At 68.6% G+C, this 13,858-nt stretch carries 14 protein-coding genes; 10 read left to right on the plus strand and 4 right to left on the minus strand.

The features are described 5' to 3' along the window. The first annotated feature begins 122 nt into the window (after nucleotides 1-122). Nucleotides 123-605, plus strand: coding sequence for an Lrp/AsnC family transcriptional regulator (locus KYC_RS09780; protein ID WP_008161485.1), 483 nt, complete (start codon nucleotides 123-125; stop codon nucleotides 603-605). Between the two features lie 12 nt (nucleotides 606-617). Here KYC_RS09780 and KYC_RS09785 read toward each other — a convergent pair whose 3' ends face one another. Continuing rightward, nucleotides 618-1,292, minus strand: coding sequence for a DJ-1/PfpI family protein (locus KYC_RS09785; protein ID WP_008161486.1), 675 nt, complete (start codon nucleotides 1,290-1,292; stop codon nucleotides 618-620). A 90-nt stretch (nucleotides 1,293-1,382) separates the two neighbouring features. On the opposite strand from KYC_RS09785, the gene KYC_RS09790 reads away from it, so the two are divergent. Then, complete coding sequence (locus KYC_RS09790; protein WP_008161488.1) at nucleotides 1,383-2,270, plus strand: GlxA family transcriptional regulator; 888 nt, start codon at nucleotides 1,383-1,385, stop codon at nucleotides 2,268-2,270. Nucleotides 2,271-2,279: 9 nt separating this feature from the next. Here KYC_RS09790 and KYC_RS09795 read toward each other — a convergent pair whose 3' ends face one another. Next, nucleotides 2,280-3,002 (minus strand): SDR family NAD(P)-dependent oxidoreductase, encoded by a 723-nt coding sequence (locus KYC_RS09795; RefSeq protein WP_008161489.1) that lies wholly within the window; start codon nucleotides 3,000-3,002, stop codon nucleotides 2,280-2,282. Beyond that, nucleotides 2,999-3,991: a Bug family tripartite tricarboxylate transporter substrate binding protein gene (locus tag KYC_RS09800; protein ID WP_008161492.1), complete on the minus strand. Its 993-nt coding sequence runs from the start codon at nucleotides 3,989-3,991 to the stop codon at nucleotides 2,999-3,001. Before KYC_RS09800 ends, KYC_RS09795 begins: the two co-directional genes overlap by 4 nt. A 103-nt stretch (nucleotides 3,992-4,094) precedes the next feature. On the opposite strand from KYC_RS09800, the gene KYC_RS09805 reads away from it, so the two are divergent. From KYC_RS09805 to KYC_RS09840, 8 genes are all read left to right on the plus strand, one after another. Continuing rightward, on the plus strand, nucleotides 4,095-5,135 hold the full coding sequence (locus KYC_RS09805; protein WP_008161494.1) for a cyclase family protein: 1,041 nt from the start codon (nucleotides 4,095-4,097) through the stop codon (nucleotides 5,133-5,135). Between the two features lie 3 nt (nucleotides 5,136-5,138). Then, the gene (locus tag KYC_RS09810; protein ID WP_008161496.1) at nucleotides 5,139-6,743 is read left to right on the plus strand and encodes an AMP-binding protein; all 1,605 of its coding nucleotides are present in this window, start codon (nucleotides 5,139-5,141) and stop codon (nucleotides 6,741-6,743) included. A 12-nt stretch (nucleotides 6,744-6,755) separates the two neighbouring features. Beyond that, nucleotides 6,756-7,499, plus strand: a complete 744-nt coding sequence (locus KYC_RS09815) for a GntR family transcriptional regulator (RefSeq protein WP_008161498.1) — start codon at nucleotides 6,756-6,758, stop codon at nucleotides 7,497-7,499. A 140-nt stretch (nucleotides 7,500-7,639) separates the two neighbouring features. Beyond that, a complete protein-coding gene (locus KYC_RS09820) occupies nucleotides 7,640-8,896 on the plus strand; it encodes an ABC transporter substrate-binding protein (protein ID WP_043518034.1) in 1,257 nt (418 codons plus the stop codon). A 62-nt stretch (nucleotides 8,897-8,958) separates the two neighbouring features. Then, a complete protein-coding gene (locus KYC_RS09825; protein ID WP_008161502.1) occupies nucleotides 8,959-10,170 on the plus strand; it encodes a hypothetical protein in 1,212 nt (403 codons plus the stop codon). Between the two features lie 49 nt (nucleotides 10,171-10,219). Next, entirely contained in the window at nucleotides 10,220-10,657 is a 438-nt protein-coding gene (locus tag KYC_RS09830; RefSeq protein WP_008161504.1) for an NUDIX hydrolase, read from the plus strand. A gap of 28 nt (nucleotides 10,658-10,685) precedes the next feature. Further along, nucleotides 10,686-11,495, plus strand: a complete 810-nt coding sequence (locus tag KYC_RS09835; protein ID WP_043518035.1) for an aminoglycoside phosphotransferase family protein — start codon at nucleotides 10,686-10,688, stop codon at nucleotides 11,493-11,495. 62 nt (nucleotides 11,496-11,557) lie between these two features. Then, nucleotides 11,558-12,952: a GntP family permease gene (locus tag KYC_RS09840; protein WP_008161507.1), complete on the plus strand. Its 1,395-nt coding sequence runs from the start codon at nucleotides 11,558-11,560 to the stop codon at nucleotides 12,950-12,952. Here KYC_RS09840 and KYC_RS09845 read toward each other — a convergent pair. After that, on the minus strand, nucleotides 12,931-13,842 hold the full coding sequence (locus KYC_RS09845; RefSeq protein ID WP_008161509.1) for a LysR family transcriptional regulator: 912 nt from the start codon (nucleotides 13,840-13,842) through the stop codon (nucleotides 12,931-12,933). The two genes, KYC_RS09840 and KYC_RS09845, sit on opposite strands and share 22 nt — an antisense overlap. Nucleotides 13,843-13,858: the final 16 nt, after the last annotated feature.

Here is a 13,858-nt window from a genome sequence, read left to right on the forward strand (position 1 = left end):
CCGCAGCTGTTTTCGATGGCGTCATTCTAGGAAAATCGGGCTGGCATGTGCTTGCTATTCATGCCAACTGAATTACTATGCCTGGCATATTTCGCTAATTAATACCCTTCTATTTTTATTCCATGCCAAAGCGTGAACTCGACGCCTACGACCGGCGCATCCTTGAAGCCCTGCAGAAGAACGGCCGCCTGACCAACGTAGAGCTGGCCGAGCAGATCGGCCTGTCCCCTTCGCCCTGCCTGCGGCGCGTGCGGATGATGGAAGAAGCCGGTGTGATCCAGGGCTACGAGGCGCGGCTGGACCCGCACGAGGTCGGGCTGGGGCTGACGGTGTTCGTCGGGGTCAAGGTGGAACGCCACCATGAACGGGATGCCGAGCGCTTTCGCAAGGAAGTCAGCGCCCTGCCGGAAGTCATCGCCGCCCACCTGGTGTCAGGCGAGTCCGACTTCCTGCTGCAGGTGGTGGTGCCGGATCTGCGCGGCTACGAACAATTCCTGCTGCACACCCTGCTGAAGCTGCCCGGCGTTAAAGACATCCGCAGCAACTTCGCCATCCAGACGGTCAAGCAGCAGAGTCCGCTGCCGCTGGACCACCTGGCAAAGTAAGGCCCGATCCCCTCAGGGCATGGCCGCTGCGGCCCGGTCCACGGCCGCGCTGCGCCGTTCGAAGCGCGCCTGGGACATCGCCAGGTAGCGTTCCACCACCGCCGGCTCGGACGTCTTGGGCGTGCCGCCCGGAAACGGCGGCTTGGGGTCGTATTCGATCTGCAACTGGATCAGCTTGGCGACGTCGTCGCCGCACAGCGCCGCCACCACCTTCAGCCCCATGTCGATGCCCGACGTCACGCCGCCCGCGGTGTATACATTGCCGTCCACGCACATGCGCTCGTCGCTGGGCGTTGCGCCGAAGCGGGACAGCAGCTCGCGCGCGCGCCAATGGCTGGACGCCCGCTTGCCGCGCAACAGGCCGGCCGCCCCCAGCAGCAGCGATCCGGTGCAGATGCCGAACAGATATTGCGCGCCCAGCCCCTGCCGGCGCGTGAACGCCACCCAATCCGGATCGACGATGGCGTCATCCGTGCCCGGCCCGCCCGGCACCACCAGCAGGTCGCAGGGCGGCGCCGACGCCAGCGTCTGGGTGGGCACGAAGCGCAACCCCCGATCGCAGCGCACCGGCTCCAGCGTTTTTGCGACAAAATCCACGGTAAAGCCCGGCGCGTTCGCCAGCACCTCGTAAGGCCCGGTCATATCCAGCTGGGTCAGTCCCTCGAACAAGACAAAATTCACATGCATGACGATGCTCCCTTGGAAACGCCAGCGCCCAGCATAGGCCCACGGGCCCGGCCGGCTGCGCCAGAAAAGTCGCCAAATGCGCCACAACGCGTGGTGTTCGTGTTGTACGACGGATTTCAGCCGCTGGACCTGGCCGGCCCGTGGCAGGCGTTCAGTTCGGCCAACGAAGAGGCGGGCCGCACGCTGTACCAGCTAAGCACGATCGCGGCCGCGCCGGTCGTCTCCACGTGGGAACAGGGACTGCGCATGCAGGTGGACGGCACGTTCGAGGAAGACGTCGATACGCCCATCGACATGCTGCTGGTGCCCGGCGGCCCGGGCGTGGACCGCGCCTCGGCCCACGGCGAAACCCGCGCCTGGCTGCGCCGCCGCGACGCCGGCTCGCGCCGCACCTGCAGCGTCTGCACGGGCGCCTTCGTGCTGGCCGCGGCCGGCCTGCTGGAGGGCCGCAGCGTCACCACGCACTGGCGTTCGGCCGACCGGCTGCGCCTGTTGCACCCCGCCCTGCGGGTGGATGACGACCGCATCTACATTGAAAGCGGCAAGTACTGGACGTCCGCCGGCGTCACCGCCGGCATCGACCTGGCGCTGGCGCTGATCGAACGCGACCACGGCGCCGCACTGTCGCAGCAGGTGGCGCGGCGGCTGGTCGTCTTCATGCGCCGCAACGGCGACCAGCGCCAATACAGCCAGGCGCTGCGCCTGCAGGACCGTGTCGCCGCGCCCTTCCGCGAACTGGTCGAGAAAATGGAGGCGCGGCTGTCGGCACGCTGGTCGGTAGATGAAATGGCCGACGCCTGTCACATGTCGCGCCGCACCTTCCAGCGCAAGTTCGCGGCGCACTTCGGCGTCGCGCCCACCGAAGTGCTGCGGCGCCTGCGCGAGGAACGGGCCCGCGCGCTGGAAGGCGCCGGCAAGATGACGCGCAAGGCCGTCGAACAGCATGTCGGGCCCCTGCACAAGCGGACCCGGCCATGATCCGGCAGGCTAGCCCGCCAGCCCCACCGACATCCCGCCGCACACGTACAGCACCTGCCCGGTCATGAAGCCCGCGCGCGGGTCCAGGAACATCGCGACCGTATGCGCCACTTCTTCCGGGCGGCCCACGCGGCCCACCGGAATCGAGGCTTCCAGCGCCTGCGTTTTGGGTGCGCCGGGCGGATTGGACTGGTTGAAGAGTTCAGTCGCGACCGGACCTGGCGCCACGGTGTTCACCGTAATGCCGTCGCCCGCCAGTTCCAGCGCCCAGGTGCGCGTCATGCCCGCCAGCCCGGCCTTGGATGCGCCGTACACCGACCGCCCGCCCTTGCCCAGGGCCGCGCGGCTGCCTATGTTCACGACCCGCCCGTAGCCCGCGCGGCGCATACCCGGCAGCAGCGCCTGCATCAGCAGGAGCGGCGCGGCAATGTTCAGCGCCATCGTGCGCGCCAGTTCTTCCTGCGTGACGTCTTCGATGTTGGCGACCTGGATCATTCCCGCGTTGTTCACCAGGTTCAGCACCGGGTGTTGCGCCGCGAGTTCGCGGGCCGCGGCCTGGGTCGCGGCCGCATCGCCCAGGTCGACGGACCGGAAGGTCTCGCCGGGCAGCGTTTCCTCGGGCGGCGTACGGCTGAAATTGACAACCTGGTAGCCGTCCTCAAGCAGCCGCACCACGATGGCGCGGCCGATTCCCCGGCTGCCGCCGGTGACTAAAGCGATGGGCGTGTTCATTGCGCTTTGATTCCCTGGTCTTTGATGAGCCCGCCCCATTTCTTGCGCTCCGCAGTCTCGAACGCGGCAAGGTCCGCGCCGAACAGCGTGCCGGGTTTGGCGCCCATGGTGGCGAAATTGGCGGCGATGGCCTGCGTCTGCAGGCCGCTGCGGGCGGCGGCGATCAGCTGCTCGACGACCGGCCCCGGCGTATTGCGTGGCGCATACAGCGCAAACCAGGCCGTGACATCGAAGCCCGGCAGGCCGGACTCGGAGACGGTGGGCAGGCCGGGCACCGACGGATCGCGCGCGGCCGAGGTCACGGCCACGCCGCGCACCAGGTTGCCGTCCTTGATCTGCGCCAGCGCGCCCGGCAGGTTGTCGAACAGCAGGTCGACTTGTCCGCCCGCCACGGCGGGCAAGGACGCGGACGTGCCCTTGAACGGCACATGCAGCATCGTCACGCCAGCCATGGCCTCGAAGTACGCGCCGGTCAGGTGCACTGACGACCCGATGCCGGGCGAGGCATACGTCAACTTCTTGTCCGGCGACTGCTTGGCCGCCTTGATCACGTCCGCGACCGTCTTGTAGGGCGACTTGGCGCTGACGGCGATGACATTGGGCGTGGTGGACACCAGTGCGATGGGAACCAGGTCGCGTTCGGGGTCGAACGCCATGTTGCTGTAGAGGAACTGGTTGATCGTCTGCGTGCCGATCGTGCCCAGGCCCAGCGTGTAGCCGTCCGCCTTGGCCCGCGCCACATAGGCCATGCCGATGTTGCCGCCCGCGCCGGGCTTGTTCTCGACCAGCACGGTCTGCTTCAGGCCTGGCTGCAGCGCATTGGCGATGGCCCGGCCGAAGATGTCCGCGCCGCCGCCCGGCGGATACGGCACGACAACGGTGACGGGATGTTCGGGATAGCCCGCGGCATGGACGGCGGGCAGCGCCAGGACAGCTAGCGCGCCGAAGGCGATGCGCCATGCGGCGCGCGGATGCGGCAGTTGCGTCATGGTTTTGTCTCCTATCGAATCCGCTGATTGCGGATTTCTTTTTAAAGTACGTAAATACGTACTATATTCATAAGAACATATAAAACCGACTGGAGACAAGCAGATGAAACGCTGGACGCAACGCCCCGAAGGATCCACCTGGGGCGACTTCGGCCCGGACGACGAGCTCGGCCGCCTGAACCTGCTGACCGAGGAAAAAGTGCTGCAGGCGGTGCGCGAGGTCCGCGCCGGCAAGGTGTTCTGCCTGTCGCTGCCGCTGGACCTGCCCGGCGGCAATGTGCTGAATCCGCGCCGCCACGCGCCCACGCTCAAGCCCACGTTCCGCGAGGGCACGCCCTACCTGAACTTCGCGATGTCGGAGGTGCAGCCCGAAGCCGTCGACGTGCTGTCCGACGACCAGGTGACGCTTTCCATGCAGTACTCCACCCAATGGGACGGCCTGTGCCACGTGGGCGCCCTGTTCGACATCCAGGGCGACGGCGAGGCCCGCCGCGTCTACTACAACGGCTATGCCGCCGGCGTGGACGTGTTCGGCGGCGCTGACCCGGACACCGCCGAGCAGGCCTGCTGCCCGCCCGGCGGTTCCTATGCGCGCAAACTCAGCGTCAGCCGCTATGCGGAAAAAGGCATGCAGGGCCGCGGCGTGCTGGTGGACCTGGCGCGGGCGTTCGGCCCGGGCCGCACGCTGGTGGGCCATGAGCAGCTCCAGACCGCCATGCGCGAGCAGGACGCCGTGCCGGAAAAGGGCGACATGCTGGTGCTGCGCACCGGCTTCGCGGAAGCTGTGGTGGCCATGAACGGCAACCCCGATCCGCACAAACTGGAGCAGACGGGTGCGGTGCTCGATGGCGCCGACCCGGCGCTGCTGGACTGGATCACCCAGTCTGGCATCGCGGCGATCTGCGCGGACAACTACGCCGTGGAATCCTATCCGGCGCGCACGTCCGGCCCCGGCCACTCGATCCTGCCGCTGCATCATCATTGCCTCTTCAAACTGGGCGTGCCGCTGGCCGAACTCTGGTATCTGAAGGACCTGGCCGACTGGCTGCACGAACACGGACGCAGCCGCTTCCTCCTGACCGCCCCGCCCCTGCGCATGCCCGGCGCGGTGGGCTCCCCCGTGACGCCCATCGCCACGGTGTAGACCATGACCCTGCCGTACTCGACGTTCTCCGCCCACCTGGACGCGCTGGCCGCGCGCCAGCCCGGCGCGCCCGCGCTGATCGACCAGGACCAGCCCATCGGCTGCGCCGAGCTGCGCACGCGCAGCCGCGCGCTGGCCGCGGGCCTGGCCGGCATCGGCGTCAAGCCCGGCCATCGCGTGGCCGTCTGGCTGCCCAATTGCGCGGCCTGGGTGGAATCTTTCCTGGCCTGCGCCCACCTGGGCGCGCTGGTGCTGGCGGTCAACACGCGCTTCCGGGCGCTGGAAGTGGCCGACATCCTGGGCCGCGGCAAGGCCGACTGGCTGGTGTACTGGCCGGGCTTCAAGGGCATCGACTTCCAGGGCATCCTGGACGGCGTGGCGCCCGCGGACCTGGCCGGGCTGCGCGGCGCGGTCGCCCTGGCCGGCGCCGACGGCGCGGCGCCCGTGTCCGTGCACGGCAAGCCCGTGCACCGCTACGATGCCCTGCTGGCCTGCGCCGACCCGGCGCCCGCGGCGCAAGCCAATGCCGGCGTGCTGTGCTTCACTACGTCCGGCACCACGTCCAAGCCCAAGTTCGTGCTGCACGACCAGCAGACCCTGTTGCGCCACGGCATGGCGGTGGCGCAGGCATTCGACTACGACGACAAGGCCTGCGTGCTGGCCAGCGCACCGTTCTGCGGCGCCTTCGGCTTTGCGACGCTCGTCGGCGGGCTGGCGCGCGGCGTGCCCGTCGTGTGCGCGCCGGTGTTCAATGCGGCGGAATCGGCGCAGGCCGTCGCCCGCCACGCCGTGACGCATACCTACGCCAACAACGAGGCCTTGGTCGGCATGATGCAGGCCGCCGCGCCCGAGGCCTTCTCGTCCGTGCGGCTATTCGGCTTCGCCAGCTTCACGCCCGCGCTGGACAACATGCTGGACCTGGCCCGCGCGGCGCACGTGCCGCTGACCGGACTGTACGGCTCCAGCGAGCTGATCGCGCTGGTGGCCGGCCAGCCCCGCGATCCGGCCGAAGGCGATGTGTCGGCCCGCCACCTGCCCGGCGGCACACTGATCTATCCCGATGCGCGGGTGCGCGCCCGGGATCCGGAAACGGGCCAGGTACTGCCGCACGGCCAGTCCGGCGAAGTCGAAATCCTGTCGCCCAGCCTGATGCAGGGCTACCTGGACAATCCCGAGGCCACCCGCGCCGCCCTGACCGACGACGGCTACTTCCGGACCGGCGACCTGGGCTATACGCTGACCCCGCGCCAGTTCGTGTTCCAGACCCGCATGGGCGATTCGCTGCGGCTGTCGGGCTTTCTGGTCAACCCCGTGGAGATCGAACAGGTCGTGGAGACCCTGCCCGGCGTGCGCGCCTGCCAGGTGGTGGGCGCCACGCGCCAGGGCAAGATCGTGCCGTATGCGTTCGTGCTGCTGCACCCGGGCGCGCAGGCGGACCCGGCCGGCTGGACCGCCGCCTGCAAGGCCGCGATGGCGGGCTTCAAGGCGCCCGCGGGCTTTACCGTGCTGGACGCCTTCCCGTCGGTCGAAAGCGCCAATTCGGTCAAGATCCAGAAGCATCGCCTGCGCGAGATGGCGGACGCTATGCTCTTGGATTCTTCATCCTAGCCGTCTCCCGCCATGCCCGCCCGCAAGCTTTTCTCGCGCAGTCCCCAGCCGCTCTATCTGCAAGCGGCCGCGCTGTTTCGCAGCCACATCCAGAACCGCACCTGGCGGCCCGGGCAGCAGATCCCGCCGCTGGAGTCGCTGATGGACACCTACGGCATCTCGCGGGCCACCATACGCCAGGCTTTCGGCCTGCTTGAGGAAGACGGCCTGATCCGGCGTTCGCGCGGGTCGGGCACCTTCGTCAACGCCGAACTGCCCGAAACGCCCACGCTGCTGATCCCCAAGACCTGGGCCGAAACCGTGGAACTGAGCAATCAGTTGGGCACGGTGTCCCTGGTGGAGTCCAACGCGGACTCGCCCCTGCCCGACTCGCTGGGCATGCCCTGCGGCGCCGATCGCAGCGGCAGCTTCCAGTACCTGCGCCGCATCCACACCACCGAAGCCGGGCCGTTCTGCTATAGCGAGGTCTTCCTGGACAGCGGCCTGTTCCGCAAGCACCGGGCCCGCATCCAGAAAAGCACCGTGGCGCCGGTGCTGGACCAGTTCTACGGCGCGCGCATCTCCGAGGCGCGCCAGGTGCTCAACGTTATCGAAGCGGGCCAGGAATCGGCGGAATCGCTGCAGATCCCGGTGTCGTCGCCGGTGGCCGAGCTGCGCCGCTATGCCTGCATCGACGGCCGCGTCGTGTATTTCGCGCGGCTGGAATTTCCCTTCCGCAAGGTGCGGATGGAGTTCGACCTCCTCACCAGCCGCTGACCGCAACCCGCAACCGCAGAACCAAGGAGCCCATCGCCCCCGATCGCCAACCGCCGCCGTCCGAACCCACAGGGCGCAGCAGCAAAACAAAAGAAGCGCCCGCAACATCCGAAAAGAATCCGGCATACAGGGAGACAACCATGAAACATGCCGACAAGACCCGGATTTCATTGCAGTGCCGCAGGAAGACAACCCGATTGTTCGCCACCGCGGCCCTCGCCGCGGCGGCAGCCGCCTCGCAGGCGCAGGCGCCCGCCGTTTCCGACGATGTGGTGCGCCTGGGCCTGATCCTGGATATGAGCGGCATCTACGCCGACGTGACCGGCAAGGGCAGCGCCACCGCCGCCGAAATGGCGATCGTCGACTTCGGCGGCACGGTCCTGGGCAAGAAGGTGGACCTGCTGGTGGTGGACCACCAGAACAAGGCCGACATCGCCGCGGCCAAGGCCCGCGAGTGGTACGACACACAGAAGGTGGACGCCATCATGGACGTAGCGGGCTCCGCCCCCGCGCTGGCCGTGCTGGAAGTCGCGCGGGAAAAGAAGAAGATCGTGGTCTTCAGCGGCCCCGGCACCGAACGCATCACCAACGACCTGTGCTCGCCGTACTCGGTGCATTACACCTACGACACATGGTCGCTGGCCAACACCACCGCGCGCGCCACCGTCGAACAAGGCGGCAAGAGCTGGTACTTCCTGACGGCCGACTACGCCTTCGGACATACGCTGCAGGCGTCGGCCACGGACGTGGTCAAGGCCAACGGCGGCACGGTGCTGGGCGCCTCGCGCCACCCGCTGGGTTCCAGCGATTTCGCGTCCTATCTGCTGCAGGCGCAGGCCAGCAAGGCGCAGATCGTGGGGCTGGCCAATGCGGGCGGCGACACGGTCAACGCCATCAAGGCGGCCAGCGAGTTCGGCCTGACCAAGGGCGGCCAGAAGATGGCCGGCCTGCTCCTGTACATCAACGACATCCACGCCATCGGCCTGGACGCCGCTGCGGGCCTGACGCTGACAGAAGCCTTCTACTGGGACATGAACGACCAGACCCGCGCCTGGTCCCAGCGCTACTACGACAAGCTCAAGAAGATGCCCAACATGAGCCAGGCCGGCACGTACTCGTCGGTGATGCACTACCTGAAGGCGGTGCAGGCCGCGGGCACGGACGAACCGGCGGCAGTCATGAAGCAGATGAAGTCCATGCCGATCAATGACTTCTTCGCCGCCAACGGCCGCATCCGCGAAGACGGCCGCATGGTGCATGACATGTACCTGTTCGAGGTGAAGAAGCCCTCGGAGTCCAAGCGCCCCTGGGACTACTACAAGCTGGTGGCCACCCTGCCCGGCGACCAGGCCTTCATGCCGCTGTCCAAATCCACCTGCCCCCTGGTGAAAAAGTAGCGGGCCGCGGCGGGCGACGGCCCGCCGCGCTATCCTGGCGGCTTTGGACTCGACGCGCCGACATGCCGCAAAGCGCCGCCCGCACCATCGAAGGAAGAATCGACCAGCTCCGGCTTGCAGTGCCCCAGCACCGCAAGAATGTGTTTCTGCGCATCGGCGCCGAAACGATATGGGCCATCGACCTGGACCCGGCCCATATCTCCGACCTGCGCGCGTGCCACATGAACGGCATCGCCGTCCGCGTGGGGGTATTGGAGGCCGGACACGGGCAGAACCGCTTCTGCTGGGCCGTGCCGGCCCGCGGCAAGCCCATTCCCCCAATCAGCTATCAGACCGCCCAGCGGCGCAGCGGGCGCGAAGCCGCGATCGGCGGCGCGGTGGGCGCGGCGGCCCTCGGGGCGGCCTGGCTGGCCGGCCTGGACACCATGGCGCGGATGTTCCTGATGGTGTTTGCGCTGGTTGTCGCCCTGATCGCGCTGATCCTGGCCGGGTACGCCCTGTTCGCCCTCTGGCACAACCGCCGCGAGCGTCCGCGGATCCTGGCGGCCGAGGCCCTGTACGACCCCGCGCGGCGGCCCGCCGCCACGCCGGCCGGCCCGCCGTCGCCACCGTCCCGGCCCGAGCCGGCGGCGCTGCGCGATGAGGGCGCCCCGCCCATTCTGCACGTGCGGGGCCGCCTGGACGGCATCACGCATGAGTCGCGGCACGTGCACAAGGGCCCCAGCTACGGCCACTATCGTTTTTCCGTCGGCGGCCGGAACTTCATGATGACCGTCGACGAATCGCTGGGCAGCTGGCAACCCTTCCTGGCCCAGGACGACCGCGTAGAGATGGCCGCCCACGCCAGCCCGGAACCAGGCCAGCCCCATGCCGTCTATGCGTTGCGCAATCTCGAGGACGGGCGCAATTACATGTGCCACCTGCGGTTCCGCTCGGGCCTGTCCGGCGACACGCCCATCGGCGTCGGCATGAACCAGCGCGGGCCCATGCTCAAGATGATCGGCGCGCTGATGCTGACGGCATGGCTGATTCTGGTCGGCATTTCCTGGTTCTCGGACGGCGACGCGTCGGCCGGCAATTTCCCCGAAGTGGCGACCTTCATCCTCGCCATGTTTTTCCTGGTGTGGCTGGGCTTTGCGCTGCCCCTGCTCTGGCTCGACACGCGCTGGCGGATGGGCAGGCCGACCCGGCGCCAGCGGATGACAGAACGCATCTACGCCATGCTCGACCTGGGCACGCCGTTCGCGCCGACCCGGCGCATCGAAGAAGTGTGACCCGTCCGGCGTATCCTTCCGGAACGCGCCATCGCCGCAGGAGACTTGCATGACCACGCCCGCCCCGCGCCCCATCGCCGCCACCATCGCCGCCGTCGTGCGCGACGGCCACGTGCTGCTGGTGCGCCGCGCCAACCCGCCCGACCAGGACCGCTGGGCCTTCCCGGGCGGCAAGATCGACGCCGGCGAACGCCTTGAAGCCGCGGCCGCGCGGGAACTGCTGGAAGAAACCGGCGTAACCGCCGAGCCGCTGCGCGTCTTCGACGCCGTGGACGTATTCGACCGTGACGACGCGGGCGCGCTGCGCCGACACTTCATCCTGATCGCGGTGCTGTGCCGCTGGCGCAGCGGCGAGCCGGTGGCGGGCGACGACGCGCGCGACGCGCGATGGGTGCCGCTGTCCGACCTGGACGGCCATGCGCTCGCAACCAGCTTCGGGGTGGCGGAACTGGCACACAAGGCCGCGGCGCTCATGGCCGCGGAATAGACAACGACACATGCTCCGATCCCATTCGATGTTCGATTCCTACCTCCAACGCTGGAACCTCGCGCCCGATGGGGCGCCCATCGTCACTCACGCCGCCCAGTTGCTGCCCGTCCTGCATGAAGGCGCGCCCGCCATGCTGAAGGTGTCGATCGAGGAAGACGAAAAGCAGGGCGGCGTGCTGATGAACTGGTGGGACGGCCAGGGCGCCGCGCGCGTGCTCGCGCACGACGACGAGGCGATCCTGCTGGAACGCGCCACAGGCACGCGCTCGCTGGCGCACTATGCGCGCACCGGACGCGACGACGAAGCCACCCGCATCCTCTGCGACGTGCTGAAAGCGCTGCATGCGCCCCGCGACAAGCCCCTGCCCGCCCTGCGGCCGCTCGAGGAATGGTTCGTGGAACTCTGGCCCATGGCCCGCGCGCACGGCGGCATCCTGGCGGACAGCGCCCGCCACGCCCGCGCCCTGCTGGACGATCCCCGGGACGTGGCGGTGCTGCACGGCGATGTCCACCACGACAATGTGCTGGACTTCGGCGAGCGCGGCTGGCTGGTGATCGACCCCAAACGCCTGCACGGCGAACGCGCCTTCGACTACGCGAACATCTTCTGCAACCCGGACCTGTCCGATCCCGTGCCGCCCGTGGCCATCGTGCCGGGGCAGTTCGAGCGGCGCCTGGAAATCATCGCCGCGCTCTCCGGCCTGGACCGCCGGCGCCTGCTGCGCTGGATCGTCGCGTGGTGCGGCCTGTCGGCCGTCTGGTACATGGGCGACGGCGACGACGCCGCGATCGACCTGAACATCGCGCGCCAGGCGCAGGCGCTGCTGGACCGGTGAATTCAGGTGTGCGGTAAGGTGTAGGCCCCTCACCCCTTGCCTCTTCATTCCTGGAGTATCGAATGACCGGATTGTTCATCGTGGTGGCGGCGCTGGCGTTCCTGATGCTGGCGGCGTATCGCGGCTACAGTGTGATTCTGTGCGCGCCCATCGCGGCCATGGGCGCGGTCCTGCTGACCGACCCGTCCGCCCTTGCACCGGTGTTCTCGGGCATCTTCATGGAGCGCATGGCGGGCTTCGCCAAGCTCTATTTCCCCGTGTTCCTGCTGGGCGCCGTATTCGGCAAGCTCATCGAGCTTTCCGGCTTTTCCCGCGCCATCGTGCAGGCGGTGCTGCGCCTGATCGGCGCCGAGCGCGCCATTGTGGCTATCGTGCTGGTGTGCGCGGTGTTGACCTACGGCGGCGTGTCGCTGTTCGTGGTGGTGTTCGCGGTCTATCCGTTTGCCGCCGAGATGTTCCGCCAGGGCGGCATCCCCAAGCGGCTGATGCCGGGCGCGATCGCGCTAGGGGCATTCACCTTCACCATGACCGCCCTGCCCGGCACACCGCAGATTCAGAACATCATTCCCACGACGTTCTTCGAAACCACGACCTGGGCCGCGCCCTGGCTGGGGCTGATCGGCGCCGCGTTCACGCTCAGCGCCGGCATCGCCTACCTGGAATGGCGCCGCAAGCGCGCCGCAGCAGCTGGCGAAACCTACGGCACCGACCTGCGCAATGAGCCCGCCACGCCGCCCAGCGAGCGCGACCACCATCCGCTGATCGCGCTGCTGCCGCTGGTGGTGGTGGGCGTGATGAACTACCTGTTGACGCGCTGGATCCCCGGCTGGTATCCGGCCGGCTCCGTGGTGGACCTGCCCGGCCTGCCCAAGCCCCTGCCCGTGCGCGCCGAGGAACAGGTGGCGCTGTGGGCCGTGATGGGCGCGCTGATTGCCGGCATCGTCACCATCCTGCTGTTCTCGTTCCGCGCCATCAAGGCGCACTTCGCCGAAGGCAGCAAGAGCGCGGTGTCCGGCGCGCTGCTGGCGTCCATGAACACCGCGGCGGAATATGGCTTTGGCGGCGTCATCGCGGCGCTGCCGGGCTTCCTGCTGGTGGCCGAGGCGCTGAAGGCCATTCCCGATCCGCTGGTGGGCGAAGCCATCGCAGTGACCACGCTGGCCGGCATCACGGGGTCGGCCTCGGGCGGCATGAGCATCGCGCTGGCGGCAATGTCGCAGACCTTCATCGACGGGGCGCTGGCGGCCGGCATACCCATGGATGTGCTGCACCGCGTGGCCGCCATGGCCAGCGGCGGCATGGACACGCTGCCGCACAACGGCGCGGTCATCACCCTGCTTGCCGTTACCGGCCTGACGCACCGCCAATCCTACGGCGACATCTTCGCCATCACGGTCATATCGACGCTGTCGGTATTCCTGGTGATCGCCGTCTTCTACCTGACCGGCATCGTCTGATCGAAGGCCGCGGCGAACACCCCGGTCAGCCACTGCGTGAAGACGCGCACCCGCGCGGGCACCTGCCGGTTCTGCGGATACAGCACCGACACCGGCATGGGCGCGGGCGGCGCGTGGGGCAGCACGATCCGCAGGTGACCGGCTGCCAGCTCGCGCTCGATGCGGTAGCGCGGCACCTGCGCCAGCCCCAGGCCGGCCAGCGCCGCACTGGTGTAGAGCTCGGCGCCCGTCACGCTGACCACCGAACGCGGCCGCACCAGCACATTGCGCCCGTCCACCGTGAAATCCAGCGGCACCCCGCGACCCGTGGCGCTGGACACGTAGTCCACGGCCCGATGGCCGTCCAGGTCGTCCAGGCTGGCGGGCACGCCAAAGCGCGCCAGGTAGGCCGGACTGGCCACTGTCACCTGCGGCATCAGCGCGATGCGCTTGCCCGCCAGCGTGGAGTCCTGCGGGACGCCCGCGCGCAGCACGCAATCGACCCCCTCGCGGACCAGGTCCACCAAACGGTCGTCCTCGCCCAGGTGCAGCGCAATGCCGGGATGGCGGTCCAGGAAGTCCGGCAGCCCCGGCATGACGAAGAAGCGGGCCAGCGTGCCCTGCGCGTTGACCCGCAGCAGGCCCTTGGGCGCGGCGTCCAGGAAGGCGCCGTCGGCCTCTTCCAGGTCCGCCAGCAGGCGCACGCAGCGCTGGTAGTGCGCCTCGCCGTCGTGCGTCAGCCGCACCTGGCGCGTGGTGCGCTCCAGCAGGCGCGCGCCCAGGCGGGCCTCCATGCGCTTGATCAGGTTGGTGACCGTGGCCCGCGGGATCCGCAGATCTTCGGATGCTTTGGAAAAACTACCGCGCTCCGCGATGCGCACAAACACCCGCATTTCCTCGAAACGATCCATCCCCGCCCCGGCCATT

The sequence above is a fragment of the Achromobacter arsenitoxydans SY8 genome (assembly GCF_000236785.1).
In the GTDB taxonomy this organism is placed as follows: domain Bacteria; phylum Pseudomonadota; class Gammaproteobacteria; order Burkholderiales; family Burkholderiaceae_B; genus Achromobacter; species Achromobacter arsenitoxydans.